Source organism: Kribbella sp. NBC_00709 (genome assembly GCF_036226565.1).
GTDB lineage: Bacteria > Actinomycetota > Actinomycetes > Propionibacteriales > Kribbellaceae > Kribbella.
Genome location: NZ_CP108996.1, coordinates 8,781,412 through 8,797,885 on the forward strand (window position 1 = coordinate 8,781,412; position 16,474 = coordinate 8,797,885).

Genomic DNA, 16,474 nt, shown 5'->3' on the forward strand with positions numbered 1-16,474 from the left:
ATGCGGTTACCCGCCAGGCTCTGACTCCCTCTCCCCCGCCCATCGGGAGGCATCGTGCTCGACGTGCTCGGACTGGATGACTCCGAAGAACTCGCGTACCGCGCCCTCGTCGAGGTGCCGTCGTACGACGTCGCCGAGCTCGCGGCCCGACTCGGCTGCCACCCGATCGAGGCGGCCCGCTCCCTGACCGCATTGGAGACGCTCGGTCTCGCCGCCCGGTCCAGCAGCAGCTCCGACCGGTACGTCGCCTCGCCGCCATCGGTCGCGCTGGCTGCGCTCGCGGTGCAACGCGAGGAGGAGCTGCGACGTGCGCAGCGCGAGATCGAGTCGCTCGCCGAGGTCTACCGAGGCACGGACACGGAGCGATCGGTCGGTGACGTCGTGGATGTGGTGCGCGGCGCCAATGCGGTCGGGCAGCGGTTCGCCCAGCTGCAGATGTCTGCGCGGGAGGAGGTGCTCGGCTTCGTCAAGGCGGAGATCGCGGTCGTGCCCCCGGAGGACAACAAGGAGGAGGACGCCGCAGTCACTCGTGGAGTCCGGTACCGCGTGCTGATCGAGCGGAGTGCGTTCAACCGACCGGGGTTCTTCGCTGCCGCATCGGACTCGTTGAACGCCGGCGAAGAGGTCCGCGTCGTACAGGAGCTTCCGATGCGGCTGCTGATCGTGGACCGGCGGATTGCCTTGGTGCCCTTGCTCTCCGGGGCCGGTGGCAGCATCGGTGCGCTGATCGTGCACAGCAGCGGCATGCTCGACGCGCTGCTTGCTCTGTTCGACCGCGTCTGGCGGGACGGGCTCCCGCTCGTACTGGGCTCGAACGGCATGGTGGAGGGCCCGACCGACGGTCTGCCCGACCTGGACGCCCGCATCCTCGGCCTGCTGCTGGCCGGCCTCACGGACCAGGCGGTAGCCAACCAACTCGACCTGTCGATGCGGACGGTCCAGCGCCGGGTCCGAGCCCTGATGGACCTGGTCTCCGCCGACACCCGCCTCCAGCTCGGCTTCCACGCCGCGCGCCGCGGCTGGATCTGAGCCGTTCAGGGTTGGATCCGGGGATAACCCCCTATCGATCCAGATCGAACGCGAGCAGACTCGGAGCAGTTTGTCGACCGGTCTGCTGGGGGTTGGCCGCTGATCAGCCAGGGAGGGCGATCGGCAATGGAGGGGACAGTCTCATCCGGTACCAATGTCATCGAGGTCGTGGAGGCGACGGATCTCGTCCGCGTCTACGGCGAAGGAGATACCGCTGTGAACGCCTTGCGAGGCGTGGACGTGCGGATCGAACCCGGCCAGCTCACGGCGGTGATGGGACCGTCCGGGTCGGGCAAGTCGACGCTGATGCACATCCTGGCCGGGCTGGACCGGCCGACATCCGGCTCGGTCAAGATCGACGGTATCGAGATCACGACGCTCGGTGACGACGCGCTTACCAAGCTCCGCCGTCAGCACATCGGATTCATCTTCCAGTTCTTCAACCTGCTGCCGATGCTCACCGCTCGCGACAACATCCTGCTGCCGCTGACGATCGCCGGCGCGAAGCCGGATCCGGAGTTCTTCGACACTCTGGTCGATCGGGTCGGCCTGTCCGACCGCCTCGAGCACCGGCCGGCCGAGCTGTCCGGCGGCCAGCAGCAGCGGGTCGCGATCGCGCGGGCCCTGGTGTCGCGGCCGACCGTGGTGTTCGCCGACGAGCCGACCGGCAACCTCGACTCCCGGACCAGCGGCGAGATCCTCACGCTGATGCGGTCCTCGGTCGAGGAGTACGGCCAGACCACGGTGATGGTGACGCACGACGCCAAGGCCGCTGCGATGGCCGACCGGGTGCTCTACCTGGCCGACGGCGAGATCGTGAAGGAGACCGGCCGGTCCAGCCAGCACGAGATCCTGCAGATCATCGACACCCTGGACCTGCAGTGATCAAGTTCGCGATCCAGGGTCTACTGGCCCGCAAGTTGCGGACGGCGCTGACCGCGATCGGCGTCGTCCTCGGGGTCGCGCTGATCTCGGGCACCTATGTGCTGACCGACTCGATCACGTCCGCGTTCGACTCGATCTTCACCCAGAACTACAAGAACACCGATGCCGCGATCACCGGCAAGAACGCCATCGACGCGTCCGAGGACGGGACGGTGCCGGCACCGCCGTTCGACGCGGGCCTGCTCGCGAAGGTCCGTGGGCTGCCCGAGGTCGGTGCGGCCGGCGGCGCGGTGAACGGTGAGGCGCAGCTGATCGGCAAGGACGGCAAGTCGATCGTCTTCGGCGGCGCCCCGAACCTCGGCTTCAGCGTCGATCCGACGCTGCCGCAGTTCAACTCGCTCACCCTCGTCTCGGGGTCCTGGCCGGCCGGTGACCAGGTCGTCATCGACACGAAAACCGCCAAGGAGAAGGGATTCACGACCGGCGACACGATCGGCGTGCAGGCCCGTGGCGCGGCCGAGCAGATGAAGATCTCCGGGCTGGTCGAGTTCGGCGCGGTGTCGTCGATCGGCGGCGCGACGCTGGCCGGGTTCGATCTCGGGACGGCGCAGCGCCTGTTCGACAAGGCCGGCAAGCTCGACCAGATCCTGATCGCGACCAAGGCCGGCACCAGCGAGCAGCAGATGCTCGACGCCGTCCGGCAGATCCTGCCCGCCGCGACACAGGTCCGGACCGCCGACGAACAGGCCAAGGAGGACGCGGCCGGTACGTCGAGCTTCCTGAGCTTCCTGCAGACGTTCCTGCTCGTGTTCGGCGGGATCGCGTTGTTCGTCGGCTCGTTCGTGATCGCCAACTCGCTGTCGATCACGATCGCCCAGCGCACCCGTGAGTTCGCGACCCTGCGCACGCTCGGCGCCTCGCGCCGGCAACTCCTCAGCACGGTCGTGCTGGAGGCGCTCGTGACCGGTTTCGTCGCGTCCGTGGCCGGATTGTTCCTCGGGCTCGCGATCGCGACCGGGTTGTTCAAGCTCTTCGACGCGGTCGGTTTCACCCTGCCGAACAACGGGCTGGTGTTCCGGACCCGGACGATCGTGGTGGCCCTGATCGTCGGCGTACTGGTCACTGTCCTGGCCAGTCTGCGCCCGGCCTGGCGAGCGACGCGGGTGCCGCCGATCGCGGCGGTCCGCGAAGGCGCGACCTTGGCACCGGGACGGTTGAACCGGTATCGGCCGCTGGGCGCTGCCCTGCTCGCCGCGGGCGGGATCGCGCTCGTGCTGGTCGGACTGTTCGCCGACGGGTTGTCGACCAAGACTCTGCTGCTGTTGCTCGGCGCCGGGGTGTTGCTGCTGTTCATCGGCATCGCCTTGTTCTCCGCGCGTCTGGTCCGCCCGCTGGCGACGGTGTCCGATCCGATCGCGCGCTGGTCGGTCGTCGTACTGACCGCACTGATCTGGCCGTTCTTCCTGGTTCCGTTGTGGCTGGTACGTCGTCTGTTCGGCCGGCGCACCGAATTCCCGGGCGTACTGCCGGACGGGCCGGCCGTATCCATCGGCGGACAGAACAGCCGGCGGGATCCACACCGGACCGCGTCGACCGCGGCGGCGCTGATGATCGGACTCGCCTTGGTCACGCTCGTCGCCACGTTGGGGGCGGGTCTGATCAGGCCGTTCGAGCAGGCCGTCGACGGAATCTTCAGCGCCGACTACGCGATCACCGCACAGAACAACTTCAGCCCGCTGCCGCCACCGGTCGCAGCCGAGGTCGCGAAGGTGCCTGGCGTCGAGAAGGTGACCAGCGTGCGCGGCGGCCAGGCGAAGGCGTTCGGCAAGACGATCACGATCACCGCGGTCGACCCGCAGGCGCCACAGCTGCTCACCTTCGACTGGCGCTCCGGATCGCAGGCGTCACTCGGCGAGCTGGGCGCCGACGGTGCGATCGTCGACGCGGCGTACGCCGACAGCCACGCCCTCGCTCTCGGGTCGAGCTTCCCGATGCAGACCGCCACCGGGAAGACCCTGCAACTGCAGGTGAAGGGCGTCTTCCGCCCGCCGGCGGGCGGCTCGCCGTTCGGGAACGTGACGATCTCGACGGCCACGTTCGACGCGACCACCTCGCAACCGCTGAACATCTACACGTTCGTGAACATGAGCGGCGGTGTCACCGCCGCGAACACCGCGACCCTGAACGATGCCCTGAGCACCTTCCCGAACGCCAAGGCGCTGACGCGGGACGAGTTCAAGAAGGCGCAGACGGACAGCATCAAGAGCATCCTGAACGTGCTCTACGTCCTGCTCGCGTTGTCGGTGCTGGTCAGCCTGTTCGGCATCGTCAACACGCTGGTGCTGACGGTCTTCGAGCGGACCCGCGAGCTCGGCATGCTGCGCGCGATCGGCCTGACCCGCGGTCAGGTGAAGAAGATGATCCGGCAGGAGAGCGTGATCACCGCGCTGATCGGGGCCGTGATCGGGATCGTCCTCGGCCTGCTGCTCGCCTCGCTGCTGGCCGCGCGACTGGACGAGATCTCGTTCACCATCCCGGTCGCCCAGCTGGTGATCTTCGCCGTCGTCTCGGTGGTGGTCGGGATCTTCGCCGCCATCTGGCCGGCCCGGCGCGCGGCCAAGCTGAATCCGCTCGAAGCACTGCAGTACGAGTAGTTGTACTCACCCGGCGTAGACCTCGGCGGTGCTAGCTTCCCTGGCTGTGAAGCGAATCGCCGCCCTGGTCGCCGTCCTTGCCCTGACCGGTTGCTCGACCGTGCAGTCGAAAGACATCCGCACCGGTGGAATGACCGCGAACCTCGTCGTCACCTTGCCTGAGGCAACGGACGCCGCGGACGTCAGCGCCTCGCTGCAGGTCGGCAACCTCACCTTCGTGGAGCTCGGCGACGGTGAGAAGATCAGGGCGTCCGGCGGCGGCAAGGACGTCAAGCTCAAGCACCACCGGGCCGCCGGGGTGACCGACTACAGCAACCGCCTCGACGGAGTGGTCACGGCAGGTACCGAGATCACGTTCGACCTCGAGCGCGGCGGCGACAACGACTCGGCCCCCAGGTCGACGGTGAAGCTCCCCGAACGGGTCCACCTCGTCGCTCCCGCCGCCGGTACGACGTTATCGCGCCGCCGCGACATCGCCGTACGGTTCGAGAGCGAGCCGTCGCAGCTACCGTCGCTGCTCACCTGGGCCGGTGCGTGCATCCAGGAAGGCGACCTCGAGCTCCCACCCGGCCAGACGTCGGCGGTCATCGCCCGTGGCTCGATCAAACAGGTGACGACGACGCCGACGCCGGGGCAGGACATCTCCCGGTGCGAGGTGCGGCTGTCGCTCACCCGCCGTACCGAAGGCACGCTCGACCCTGCCTTCAAGAACGGCTCGGTCACCGCGGAGTCGGAGTCGGCCCGGATGATCACCTCCGCCCCCTGATTCGCACCGTAGCCGTCTGGTCACTTCTCGGCTACCTTCACGAGGACCTGGGTACTCCTGTCAGAGACAGCCTCAGGAGCTGTATCCGCCCCCGACCCCTCCGGAAGGAAACCCCTCATGCGCCGCCTTCCCCGCGCACTGCTTCCGTGCGCGCTGATCGCCGGACTGCTGCTTCCGGCCGCCCCGGCCGCCGCCCACCGCGGTGATTTCGACATCCAGGCCCACCGCGGTGGGCTCGGACTCACCGTGGAGAGCACGATCGCCTCGTTCTCGCACGGCCTCGAGCTCGGCGTCAGCACGCTGGAGCTCGACGTCCAGATCACGCAGGACGGGTACGCCGTCGTCACCCACGACCGGAAGGTCGACGGCAAGAAGTGCCGCGACACCGCGCCGTACACGCCGGACGACCCGGAGCACCCGTACGTCGGCAAGTTCGTCAACACGCTGTCACTGAAGCAGGTCAAGCAGCTCGACTGCGGTTCGCTGCCGCAGTCCGGCTTCCCCGAGCAGCAGCCCGACCCGGGCGCCCGGATGCCGGAGCTGCGCGACATCTTCGCGCTCGTGCACCGCTACCGCGCGTACGGCGTGAAGCTGAACGTGGAGACCAAGGTCGAGGCCGGCGCCCCGGCGGAGACCGCGCCGCGCGAACAGTTCGTCCAGGTGGTCGCCAGTGAGATCCGCCGGGCGAACATCGCCCGGCAGGTGACGATCCAGAGCTTCGACTGGGGTTCGCTGATGCGGATGCGCCAGGTGATGCCGGAGCTGCCGCTGGTCGCGCTGGACAACTACGACTTCCTCCAGGTCGGCAAGCCTGGCAAGTCGCCGTGGCTGGGCGGTCTCGACATCGACGACTTCGGCGGCGACCCGCTCAAGGCGGTCAAGTCCTTCGGCGCGGCCGCGATCTCGCCCGTGGACGGGTTCCCGCAGGGCGGGAAGATCACCGACCCGGCATTCCGGCCGTACTTCACGGCAACCACGGTGAAGGCGGCACACAAGGCCGGTCTGAAGGTCATCCCGTGGACGGTCGACGATCCGGCCACCATCAAATGGTTCATCGACCAGGGCGTCGACGGGATCATCAGCGACTACCCCGACCGGGTGCGCGACGTCGTACGGTCCGAAGGCTTCCGGCTCCCGCAGGCGTACGACGCTCCCGCCCTCCGGGCGTTGCCGTCGGCGCACGCGCACAACGACTACGACCACCGGCGGCCGTTGCAGGATGCGCTGGACCGTGGGTTCAACAGCGTCGAGGCGGACGTGTGGCTGGTCGCCGGTGAGCTGCGCGTCGCGCACGACCTGACCGACGCCAAGCCCGGACGCAACCTGGAGAGCCTGTACCTGAAGCCGCTGGCGGACCGGGTCCGAGAGAACCACGGGCAGGTGTACAAGCACGGCCAGGACTTCCAGCTGCTGATCGACATCAAGAGCGACGGTCCGTCGACGTACGCCGCCGTCGACAAGGCACTGGCGAAGTACCGCGGGATCAGCACGATCTTCGTCAACGGCCGCGTGCTCAAGGGTGCCGTCACCTCAGTGATCAGCGGCAACCGCCCGCTGGACGACATGAAGGCCCAGAAGCTCCGCTACGCCGGGTACGACGGCCGGCTGGGCGACCTGCAGTCCGGCATGCCGGCGTCCTTGATGCCGCTGGTCAGCGACAACTGGTCCAACGTGTTCACCTGGCGTGGCATCGGCCCGATGCCGGAGGCCGAGAAGACCAAGCTGCACGACATCGTCGTCAACGCCCACCACGCCGGCTACAAGGTCCGCTTCTGGGAAACCCCGGACACCCCAGGCGCCGCCCGCGAAGCCCTCTGGCGCGAACTGACCGCCGCCAACGTCGACTACCTCAACACCGACGACCTCCACGGACTGGAGGACTTCCTGCGGGGCTAGTGTCCTGAGTCGGAAGTTCGGCGAGAGATTTCGGTGTTCAGGTGCGTGCATCGCGGTGCGTGGTCAGTGGCCTCGATGCGGAGCATCGTGGGCGCTGGGCACGTGCCGTGAGGTGCGTGCCTGGGCGCCGAAAGCGCCGTCGAACTTCCGACTCAGGACACTAGAGCGGGAGAACTCCCGGTAGAGCGGCAACGCTCTACCGGGAGTCGCCCACCGGATCAGTACAGGGCCCGCAGGCCGAGCACGTCGCCCTTGCCGAGAGTTCTTTCCTTGGTGTCACAGGTGCCGGACGACGTGTACATGGTCAGATTCGTATGACCGGATCCGACGTGCCCCAGGCCGAAGACGTGCCCCGCCTCATGGGTCCCGACCTCGCGCACGTCGTACTGCGAACTGCACGTGCTCGGGCTGTCCGAGAAGTTGTAGTCGGTCGTGTTGTAGCGCACGTCGGCTTCCACGGTCAGGTTGGTCGCCTGGCCGGACGGCTGGTACCACCAGCAGGTGGCCGCCAGGACGCCGGTCGACAGATTGCCCGCGTCCCAGGTGCTCTCACCATCCGGCGTCGTGCAGGTGGTGCTGGACGAGATGTCGGACTCGTAGGTGGTCGTCCCCATGTACTGGCTGAGGGCGCTGACCTGGTCGGTGTAACCGCAGTCGTTGTAACTGCCGGTGATGTTGTTGATGACATCGGCGAAGGCTGCCTGCGCCTTCGACCGGGACAGCGCTCCCGGCATTCCGCCGTCGCCGATGTACCACTTGTATTTCGTGCCGAACCATTCCGTTCCGGTCAGGGAATACGCACCGTCGCTACATGCCGACGGGGACGCCGCGGCGCCGGCAGTCGCTCCACCGGAGTTGTGCACCGTGGTTTCCGGGTACGAGATCCGGCCGTCCGCGGAGACCGACACCTGGAAGATCTGCTCCGCTCCGGCGACGGAGACGGCAGCAACCCCGACACCATGCCCGGGAGCGGGAATCTCCACGCCCGCGTTGCCCAGACGCAGGATGCGTCCGGTCGCCTGACAGTCGACGACGGACGTTCCCTCCGGCAGATCCGCACGCGTCAGCGCACCGAGGCTCGGGACCGAACATGTCGAGGCCTCCGCCGTGGCGCCGATCGGCAGCATGACGGCGGACAGCAGAACGACCGGAAGAAGCACCCTCACAGTACTTCGCATATTCACCACTGATATCTCCTTCAGCGAAATTTTGAATACCTTTGATGCTGCGCGCGAGCAACGGGACCGTAACCGCGTTGTGAGGTCAGCAGCAACAGAATTCCACTGGGCAGGACCGGATCTGCTCTGAGAATAAGGACATATTGCGGGGATTGTGAAAGCGTGAATTGCATTCGGGGTTGAATGTCGCATTTCCGCGAACTGGGCGCTGTCAATTCTTCGGTGCCGGCGTGATCTCCGTGAGGGCGGTGAAGTCGCCGCCCTCACGGAACACCTTGCGCTGCTTGACGGCACCGTTGCCGTCTGTGAGAGCACGTTGGAGTCCGTTGTCGACCAGGTCCAGTGCGTCGAGCTTTCGCAGTGCTGGTTCGACGTGTTGTCGCAGTCTTTGCAGGAGCTCGGCGATCGGCAGTGGTTCGGCGGTGCGGACGTCCAGGCCGTTCGCGGTGAGTCCGTCGCGGGCTGCGAGCCAGTACGCGGCCCGCAGTACCTCGGGCTCGATCTTCGGGCCCTGGTCGCCGTCGTCCAGTGCGGTCATCACCAGTGCACGGATGAGAGTGGCCAGGAGCACAGTCTCGTCGATGGTCAGCGGTACGTCGCTGACCCGCACCTCTACTGTCGGCAGGTGCGAGGACGGGCGGATGTCCCAGTAGACCATCCGCTCGTCGATGAGTGTGCCCGCAGCCAGATGCATGCTCACCAGAGCGTCGAAGTGTTCAGGCGACTCCAGGTACGGCGGCGGTCCGGCGCACGGCCAGCGGCTCGTCATCAGCCAGCGCCAGCTCGCGAAGCCGGTGTCCCGGCCCAGATAGATCGGCGAGTTCGCCGTGAGAGCCAGCAGCGCCGGAAGCCATGGCCGTACGTGATTGCTGGCTCTGACTGCGGCCTGCCTGTCTGGAACCTCCACATGGACATGGCACCCGCACACGCCTTGCTCGCGCGCCAGCAGCCCCCACCGCAGCGCCAGCTCCTGGTAGCGCGCCTTCCTGGTGATCGGCTGGGCCGCCTCACCCTGCGGAGGCACTGCAATCGCCAGCAATCGTGCGCCCTCCTCAGCCGCGGCATCGGCGAGTTTGGCGCGCAGATCCGACAGGTGGCCCCGCAACTCGGCCGCGGTTGTGCAGACCGGCGAGTTGATCTCCACCATGGCGCGCGTCAGCTCCAGCTCTACGTCTGGCAGGTCCGCGACGACTGCCTTGCTGCGTGGCAGCGGATCACCGGTGGCGGATACCAGCAACAGCTCTTCTTCTACTCCGAACGACGGAACCCTCACCCCGGCCAGGTACCCATGGCCTAAGCTCTGCGACGTGAGTCTGCCTGTTGTTACCGCGACCCGGTACGTGGTGCCGTTGCGTGAGGGTGGGTCGTTGCCTGGTGTTGTCGAGGGCAACGATCTTGGCACCTACGTGATCAAGTTCCACGGCGCCGGGCAGGGGCCGAAGGCGCTGGTGGCCGAGGTGATCGTCGGCGAGCTGTTCCGGCGCCTCGGCCTGCGGGTGCCGGAGCTCAAGCTGATCGAGCTCGACCCGGCGATCGGCAAGTCCGAGCCGGACTTCGAGATCCAGGAGCTGCTGATCCGCAGCGCCGGGCTGAACCTGGCCGTCGACTTCCTGCCGGGCTCGTTCGGGTACGACGGCTCGGCCGGCAACCCGGGTGACGAGGCGATGGCCCGGATCCTCTGGCTGGACGCGTTCGTGGCGAACGTGGACCGGTCGTGGCGCAACACGAACCTGCTGGTGTGGCACAAGAACCTGTGGCTGATCGACCACGGAGCGGCGCTGTACTTCCACCACTCGTGGATGTCCGCGGAGAAGTTCGCTTCGTTGCCGTACGACGCCTCCGACCACGTCTTCTCGGTCGCGATACCTCGGGTCGCGAAGGTGGATGCCGAGCTGGCCGCGGCGATCACACCGGAACTGCTGACGGAAGTGATCGGGCTCGTGCCGGACGAGTGGATCGCAGACGGTGACCGGGAGCGGTACCTGGGCCATCTGCTGGCGCGGCTGGAGAACCGGGCCGCGTGGGTGCCGGGAGGTGCTCGATGATGGCACCGTTCGACTACGTGATCCTGCGCGCCGCACCGCGCATCCAGCGGGGTGAGTTCATCAACGTGGGTGCAGTGCTCTACTGCCGGGCGCTCGACTACCTCGGCGCGGGATGGGATGTGAAGCCGGAGCGTCTGCGGGCCCTGGACCCAGCAGTGGACGTAGACGTCGTGTGTGCGTCGCTGGATCAGATCCGGGCGATCTGTGCGGGCGAGGCGGTTGGCGGGCCGGCCGCGGGCACCACGATCAGTGAGCGATTCCGGTGGCTCGCTGCGCCCCGCAGTACCGTCGTGCATCCCGGGCCGATCCACAGCGGGATCACTCAGGACCCCGCTGCGGATCTGGACCGGTTGCTGGACGCCTTCGTGCGTTAGGCCAGCGCTGCGGACACGACGTCGCGGGCCTGCTCGAAGACCTGCTCCAGGTGCTCGGCGCCCTTGAAGGACTCGCCGTAGATCTTGTAGAGGTCCTCGGTCCCGGACGGCCGGGCCGCGAACCACGCCGACTCGGTGGTTACCTTCAGCCCACCGATCGGGGCGTCGTTACCCGGAGCCTTCGTCAGCCGATCCACGATCGGCTCTCCGGCCAGCTCGGTCGCAGTGACCGCGTCCGCGGACAGCGCCGACAGCTTCGCCTTCTGCTCGCGCGTGGCCGGCGCATCCACCCGCGAGTACGCCGAAGCACCGAACCGCTCCACCAGCTTGGCGTGCGCCTGCGACGGCGTCTCCCCCGTCACAGCGGTGATCTCGCTCGCCAGCAGCGCCAGCAGGATGCCGTCCTTGTCGGTCGTCCACACCGTGCCGTCGAAGCGCAGGAAGCTCGCTCCGGCCGACTCCTCGCCACCGAAGCCGACCGAGCCGTCGACCAGCCCTGGCACGAACCACTTGAAGCCGACCGGCACCTCCCACAACCGACGACCCAGGTCCCCCACCACGCGGTCGATCAGCGACGACGACACCAGCGTCTTGCCGACCGCGACGTCCGGACCCCACTGGCGGTTGCTGAACAGGTAGGAGATCGCGACGGCCAGGTAGTGGTTCGGGTTCATCAGTCCGGCGTCCGGAGTGACGATGCCGTGCCGGTCGGCGTCAGCGTCGTTCCCGGTCGCGTCGTCGTACTTGTCCCGCTGCGCGACCAGCGAGGCCATCGCGTACGGCGAGGAGCAGTCCATCCGGATCTTGCCGTCGTGGTCCAGCGTCATGAAGGCCCAGGCCGGATCGACCCGCGGGTTCACCACGGTCAGGTCGAGACCGTGCTTGTCGGCGATCGCGGCCCAGTAGTCGACACTCGCACCGCCCAGCGGGTCGGCGCCGATCTTCACGCCGGCGTCGCGGACCGCGGCCAGGTTGAGCACCGACGGCAGGTCGTCGACATAGTGGCCGACGAAGTCGTAGTCCCCCGCTTGCTGACGGGCCTGCTCGAAGGGCTTGCGCCGTACTTCGCGGTTGTCGCCGGCGATCAGCTGGTTGGCACGATCCGCGATCCACTTGGTCGCGTCGGAGTCGGCCGGTCCGCCGTGCGGCGGGTTGTACTTGATGCCGCCGTCACGCGGCGGGTTGTGCGACGGCGTGATCACGATGCCGTCCGCGTCCGCACCGGCGCCGCGGTTGAGCCGCAGGATCGCATGCGAGACAGCAGGCGTCGGAGTGAGCCGGTCGGCACTGTCCACGAGCGTCACCACGTCGTTGCCCGCCAGCACCTCGAGCACAGTGCGCCAGGCCGGCTCCGACAGGCCGTGGCTGTCCCGGCCGACCAGCAGCGGTCCCGTCGTACCCTGACCGGCCCGGTACTCGCAGACGGCCTGCGTGATGGCCAGGATGTGCGCTTCGTTGAAGGCGCCGTCAAGACTCGAGCCGCGATGTCCCGACGTCCCGAAGACGACCTTCTGGGCCGGGTTGTCCACGTCCGGGGTGAGATCGCCGTACGCCGCGAGCATGGCGTCGACGTCGACGAGGTCCTCTGGCTGAGCGGGCTGGCCTGCGCGTGGGTGCATGACCACATGCAACCACAAGAGCGTCACTGGCCGTATGGCGTGAGCAGCTGGTCGACAGGCGCGTAGTCGTCGGTGAGCACCGGCGCGTTCCCGGCGAAGGCAGTCGGGTTGTCCTGGAGCTCCATCCCCGGCTCGAGTCGCCCGGTGATCGCGGGCACGTCGATGGGCCGGTCGGACGCGACGAGTACGAAGTTCCCACCGCTGCCGTTCGTCCGCGTGATCAGCCCGACGTACGGGAAGACAGCCTGCAGTGTCTTGACCTCCGCCCTCGCGAACCGGACCGGGCCGTGGTCGATGACGTTGATCAGGTAGATCCCGTCCGGCCGCAGCACACGTCGTACGTCGGTGATCAGCTCGCGGGTGGTCAGGTGCCACGGCACGGACTGTCCGCTGAACGCATCCATCAGGACCAGGTCCCGGCTGTCCGTCGCTTCGGACCGTACGCCGAGCCGCCCGTCCTGCACGGTGACGGCCAACTCCGGTCCGGTCCGTACTCCGAGCTCCCGCTTGTCGAGCTCCACCACTGCGGGGTCGATCTCGTACACCTGGTGCTTGCTGCCAGGGCGGGTGGCTGTCAGGTACCGCGGCATCGTCAGCCCACCGCCACCCACGTGCAGCACGTCCAGCGGCCGTTCACCCTGCCAGCTGCCGTTGATCGCAGCAGCGAAGTTCTTGATGTACTCGAACTCCAGATAGGTCGGATCGTCCAGGTCGACGTACGAGTGCCGGAGCTGGTCCAGGTAGAGCGTCCGTCCGCCCTCGCGCCCAGGGTCCGCCACCACCCGTGCGCAGTGGTACGCCGTCTCGACCTCGCATGGACGTGGTGCGACCACTGTCAGCGTGGCACCGATGAGCGCCAGAGCGACCGGCTTGATGGCTGCCTGCACACCACGCAGCAGGAACGTCAGCGTGGCGCCGACTACCACCAGTGCGGCGCCCAGCGTCAGAACGATCGTGCTGATCGGGACTGTCGCGACGAATACGAATCCGATCAGCACGGTGCCGACGATCCCGCCGACCGTCGCGTACGCGGACAGCCTGCCGACGACAGTGCCGGTCTGCTCCAAGGTGGACAACCGCAGCTTGGTCACCATCGGCGTGACAGCCGCCAGCAGGGCGGCGGGTGCAAAAAGCGTCACGGCGAGTACGAGGAACACCATGTCGTTCGCAAGCGCCTGACCGGTCCAGCGGACCACTGGGAGGATCAGCATCACCAGTGCGCCACCGAACAGGATCAGTGGACCCAGCGTCCGCTGCGGCGGCACCACGTCCGCGAACTTGCCACCAAGAGCCGCACCGGTCGCGATCGCAGCCAGTGCAACGCCGATGACCGCTGTGTTCGTCTCCAGCGTCAAACCGATGTACGGCGCGACCAGGCGGAGCGACACCAGTTCGAGCACCATCACGGCGGCCGAGCTGCCGAACGCCAGTGCAATCGCCAGCTTCTGACCGACCGGACCAGCTTCGCCCTTGCCCATCGAGTCACCCTATCGGTGCAATGTAGACGTGATGGACCCAACGAGAAGTGCGGAGCTGTACCACGCCGGGCGCGAGCGGATGGTGGACGCGGTCCGCGACCTCAGCCCGGACGACCTGGATCGCCAGGTGCCCGCCTGCCCACAGTGGAGCGTGCACAGCCTGGTGTCGCACCTGACCGGCGTGGCCGCCGACTTCGTGGTCGGCAACGTCGTAGGCGCACCTCGACCGCCGTGGACCGCGGTACAGGTCGAGATCCGCCGCAACCTGCCGATCTCGGACGTACTGGACGAGTGGGAGACCATCGGACCGCAGCTGGAGAAGCTCATCGTCGACGGCACCACCTCCCACCCGCTGGTCTGCAACCCGTACGTCGACGCCGCCGTCCACGAAGCCGACCTGCACGGCGCAATCGGCAGCGGACGGCCGCCCATCGAGCTCTGGCTCGCCACACTGGACTGGATGCTCGACGAGCCAGGTCCATTGACCGTCATCACGCCGGACGGCACCTACTCCGCGGGCACAGAGGGTCCTAGCGCAGTCGCCCGCACCAGCTCCTACGAACTGTTCCGGGCCGTGTTCGGACGCCGCAGTACCGCGCAGATCCTGGACTGGGAGTGGGACGGACACGCCACCACCTGGAGCGCCCATCTCGCGATGCTCCCGCAGACGTCGGTGCCGCTGAACGACTGATATGTAGCGGCTTTCTGTCAATGGGCAGGGTGAGGCGCCCGTCCGTGGTGTGGGCGGGCGCCTCTGGCTTTGTCGGCCGGTTGGTGGTGAGCGTGTCGTTGGCGACGCGCGGTCAGACTGATATGCGCGGATTGGTTACCGCAGGACGGGGTGTTCGGCAGGAGCTGGCCGCGTGTCTAGAGTCGAGCGTCGCCTGGTTGGTTCGGGCTGCTCATAGTCGTTTCGCGGGTCGCTCCACGCGCTGCTTCCACCACGCTGGTCGACGAAGCCGGCTTGTGGGCGGGGTTATTCCTCGAGCACGGCCAGGGACCAGCACCAGCCGGCCAGCTCGCGGGCGATCGCGACGTTGGCGATCACGTGCCGTTTGTGGCGGTCCTGGAAGACGTTCCAGCGGGCGTGCAGGCGGCGGTTGCCGGCGTCACCGCGAGCACGAGCGGCCGGGGAGGCAAGCTCCCAGCGGTCGCGCATGGTCTTGCCGGCGACGTAGCGGGCGCGGTGGTGCCAGGCGGCCTCGATCAGGAGTCGGCGGACGTGGGTGTTGCCGGTCTTGGTGATCGGTCCTTGGACCCGGGACTGGCCGGAGGAGTACTCCGAGGGGACGAGACCGACGAACGCGCCGATGGTGTTGCCGGTGAACCGGTGCCAGTCACCGATCTCGACGGCCAGCGCGAACCCGGTCAGGGTGCCGATCCCACGCAGACACCCCAGCCGCCGCAGGAGCGGGGTGAACTCCGACGTCGCGGCGAGCTGGGTAATGGCGGTGTCGAGCCGGTCGCGGCGGGCCTGGACGGTCAGTACGGCGTCGTAGTCGGACTCGAACGTCGTCTGCAGCACAGGTGAGTCGAGCCGTTGTCGGCCGATCTGGCGCAGCCATGCGTCGTGGGCTCCGGTCCATGCCTGCCCGCCGGAGTAGACGATGCCTTGGCGCAGCAGGAGTTTCGACAATCGGTGCCGGGCCCGCATCAGATCACCGCGGGCATCTTCGCGGGCTCGGACCAGGTCCCGGGCGGTCTCTTGTTCGACGGTCGGGATCGAGACCGCGACGTACTCGTCCAGCCGCAACAACCGGGCCAGGTGCACCGCGTCCTTCGCGTCGGTCTTGACCCGGTCACCAGCCGGGCGCTGCAACTTGCTCGGCGCTACCACTTCACACCGAACCCCCGCCGCGGCCAACGATCTCGCCAGCCCGAACCCGGTCGGACCGGCCTCATACGCCACCGCCACCGGACCTTCCAACCGACCCAGCCACGACCGGATGTCCTCGTGCGACGGCGTCAGCCTGGTCTGAACAAGCTCACCAGTCACACCATCAATCGCCGCCGCAACCACCGACCGCGCGTGCACATCCAGCCCAACACTCGTACGCTCGATAAACACCGGGGCCTCCCACAAATGTCGGATAGGCCGAGCAGGCAGCCCCTACTCGGTAACCCACGAATCTTGTGAGTGAGGCCCCGGCCCGCAACCCCGCCACCACGACGGCGTCACGTCATACCGTCTAGACCGCGTCCAAGCGGGCGATGAGTGTCTTCGGAGCGATCTGCCGGAACGCGTTCTCGACCAGGTCCTCGAAGTGCTCCCAGTCGACGTCCACGTCCAGGTACACCCCGAGCCAGCCACGGTGACCGACGTACGGCGGGCGGTAGAAGTGCTCGGGGTCGTCGGCGACCAGCGCCTCCTGCACACCGGGCGGCGCAGCCATCCACACGCCGAGGCGGTCGTCGTGGTGATGGTCGGCGTACATCACGAACACCTTCTTGTCCCGCACGAACCAGGTCGGCTCGCCGTGACTCGGCCGCTCGGTCGCCTCGGGCATCGCGAGGCACAGTCGGCGTACGCGTTCCAGGACGTCCATCGCC

General features: G+C 67.7%; 14 protein-coding genes. 8 read left to right on the plus strand and 6 right to left on the minus strand.

Annotation, left to right across the window (positions count from 1 at the left end; translation table 11 throughout):
* Positions 1 to 54 precede the first annotated feature (54 nt).
* The 5 genes from OHA18_RS42660 (at position 55) to OHA18_RS42680 (ending at position 7,230) form a co-directional block, all read left to right on the plus strand.
* The gene (locus tag OHA18_RS42660; RefSeq protein ID WP_329001129.1) at positions 55 to 1,029 is read left to right on the plus strand and encodes a hypothetical protein; all 975 of its coding nucleotides are present in this window, start codon (positions 55 to 57) and stop codon (positions 1,027 to 1,029) included.
* A 126-nt stretch (positions 1,030 to 1,155) separates the two neighbouring features.
* Positions 1,156 to 1,914 carry an ABC transporter ATP-binding protein gene (locus tag OHA18_RS42665; protein ID WP_329001130.1) on the plus strand — a complete coding sequence of 253 codons (759 nt, stop codon included), beginning with the start codon at positions 1,156 to 1,158 and terminating at the stop codon, positions 1,912 to 1,914.
* Entirely contained in the window at positions 1,911 to 4,568 is a 2,658-nt protein-coding gene (locus OHA18_RS42670) for an ABC transporter permease (RefSeq protein ID WP_329001133.1), read from the plus strand. The genes OHA18_RS42665 and OHA18_RS42670 overlap by 4 nt, the downstream gene beginning before the upstream one ends.
* 46 nt (positions 4,569 to 4,614) lie before the next feature.
* Positions 4,615 to 5,334, plus strand: coding sequence for a hypothetical protein (locus OHA18_RS42675; protein ID WP_329001134.1), 720 nt, complete (start codon positions 4,615 to 4,617; stop codon positions 5,332 to 5,334).
* Positions 5,335 to 5,451: 117 nt separating this feature from the next.
* Positions 5,452 to 7,230, plus strand: coding sequence for a glycerophosphodiester phosphodiesterase family protein (locus OHA18_RS42680; protein ID WP_329001135.1), 1,779 nt, complete (start codon positions 5,452 to 5,454; stop codon positions 7,228 to 7,230).
* Between the two features lie 218 nt (positions 7,231 to 7,448).
* Here OHA18_RS42680 and OHA18_RS42685 read toward each other — a convergent pair whose 3' ends face one another.
* Positions 7,449 to 8,396: a matrixin family metalloprotease gene (locus OHA18_RS42685; RefSeq protein ID WP_329001136.1), complete on the minus strand. Its 948-nt coding sequence runs from the start codon at positions 8,394 to 8,396 to the stop codon at positions 7,449 to 7,451.
* 223 nt (positions 8,397 to 8,619) lie between these two features.
* Entirely contained in the window at positions 8,620 to 9,681 is a 1,062-nt protein-coding gene (locus OHA18_RS42690) for a carboxylate-amine ligase (protein ID WP_329001137.1), read from the minus strand.
* Positions 9,682 to 9,715: 34 nt separating this feature from the next.
* On the opposite strand from OHA18_RS42690, the gene OHA18_RS42695 reads away from it, so the two are divergent.
* Both OHA18_RS42695 and OHA18_RS42700 read left to right on the plus strand, forming a co-directional pair.
* Positions 9,716 to 10,453: a HipA family kinase gene (locus OHA18_RS42695; RefSeq protein WP_329001139.1), complete on the plus strand. Its 738-nt coding sequence runs from the start codon at positions 9,716 to 9,718 to the stop codon at positions 10,451 to 10,453.
* Entirely contained in the window at positions 10,450 to 10,827 is a 378-nt protein-coding gene (locus OHA18_RS42700) for a DUF3037 domain-containing protein (protein WP_329001140.1), read from the plus strand. The genes OHA18_RS42695 and OHA18_RS42700 overlap by 4 nt, the downstream gene beginning before the upstream one ends.
* On the opposite strand, the gene pgm is transcribed toward OHA18_RS42700, so the two are convergent.
* Positions 10,824 to 12,446 (minus strand): phosphoglucomutase (alpha-D-glucose-1,6-bisphosphate-dependent), encoded by a 1,623-nt coding sequence (pgm, locus tag OHA18_RS42705; RefSeq protein WP_329001141.1) that lies wholly within the window; start codon positions 12,444 to 12,446, stop codon positions 10,824 to 10,826. The genes OHA18_RS42700 and pgm overlap by 4 nt on opposite strands.
* A gap of 23 nt (positions 12,447 to 12,469) precedes the next feature.
* Positions 12,470 to 13,924 (minus strand): fused MFS/spermidine synthase, encoded by a 1,455-nt coding sequence (locus OHA18_RS42710; RefSeq protein ID WP_329001142.1) that lies wholly within the window; start codon positions 13,922 to 13,924, stop codon positions 12,470 to 12,472.
* Positions 13,925 to 13,955: 31 nt separating this feature from the next.
* Here OHA18_RS42710 and OHA18_RS42715 point away from each other — a divergent pair, with 31 nt between their 5' ends.
* Positions 13,956 to 14,615, plus strand: coding sequence for a maleylpyruvate isomerase family mycothiol-dependent enzyme (locus tag OHA18_RS42715; RefSeq protein WP_329001143.1), 660 nt, complete (start codon positions 13,956 to 13,958; stop codon positions 14,613 to 14,615).
* 285 nt (positions 14,616 to 14,900) lie between these two features.
* Here OHA18_RS42715 and OHA18_RS42720 read toward each other — a convergent pair whose 3' ends face one another.
* Positions 14,901 to 15,992, minus strand: a complete 1,092-nt coding sequence (locus tag OHA18_RS42720) for an IS110 family transposase (RefSeq protein WP_328998586.1) — start codon at positions 15,990 to 15,992, stop codon at positions 14,901 to 14,903.
* Between the two features lie 121 nt (positions 15,993 to 16,113).
* On the minus strand, positions 16,114 to 16,470 hold the full coding sequence (locus OHA18_RS42725) for an MmcQ/YjbR family DNA-binding protein (protein WP_329001144.1): 357 nt from the start codon (positions 16,468 to 16,470) through the stop codon (positions 16,114 to 16,116).
* Between the last annotated feature and the right edge of the window lie 4 nt (positions 16,471 to 16,474).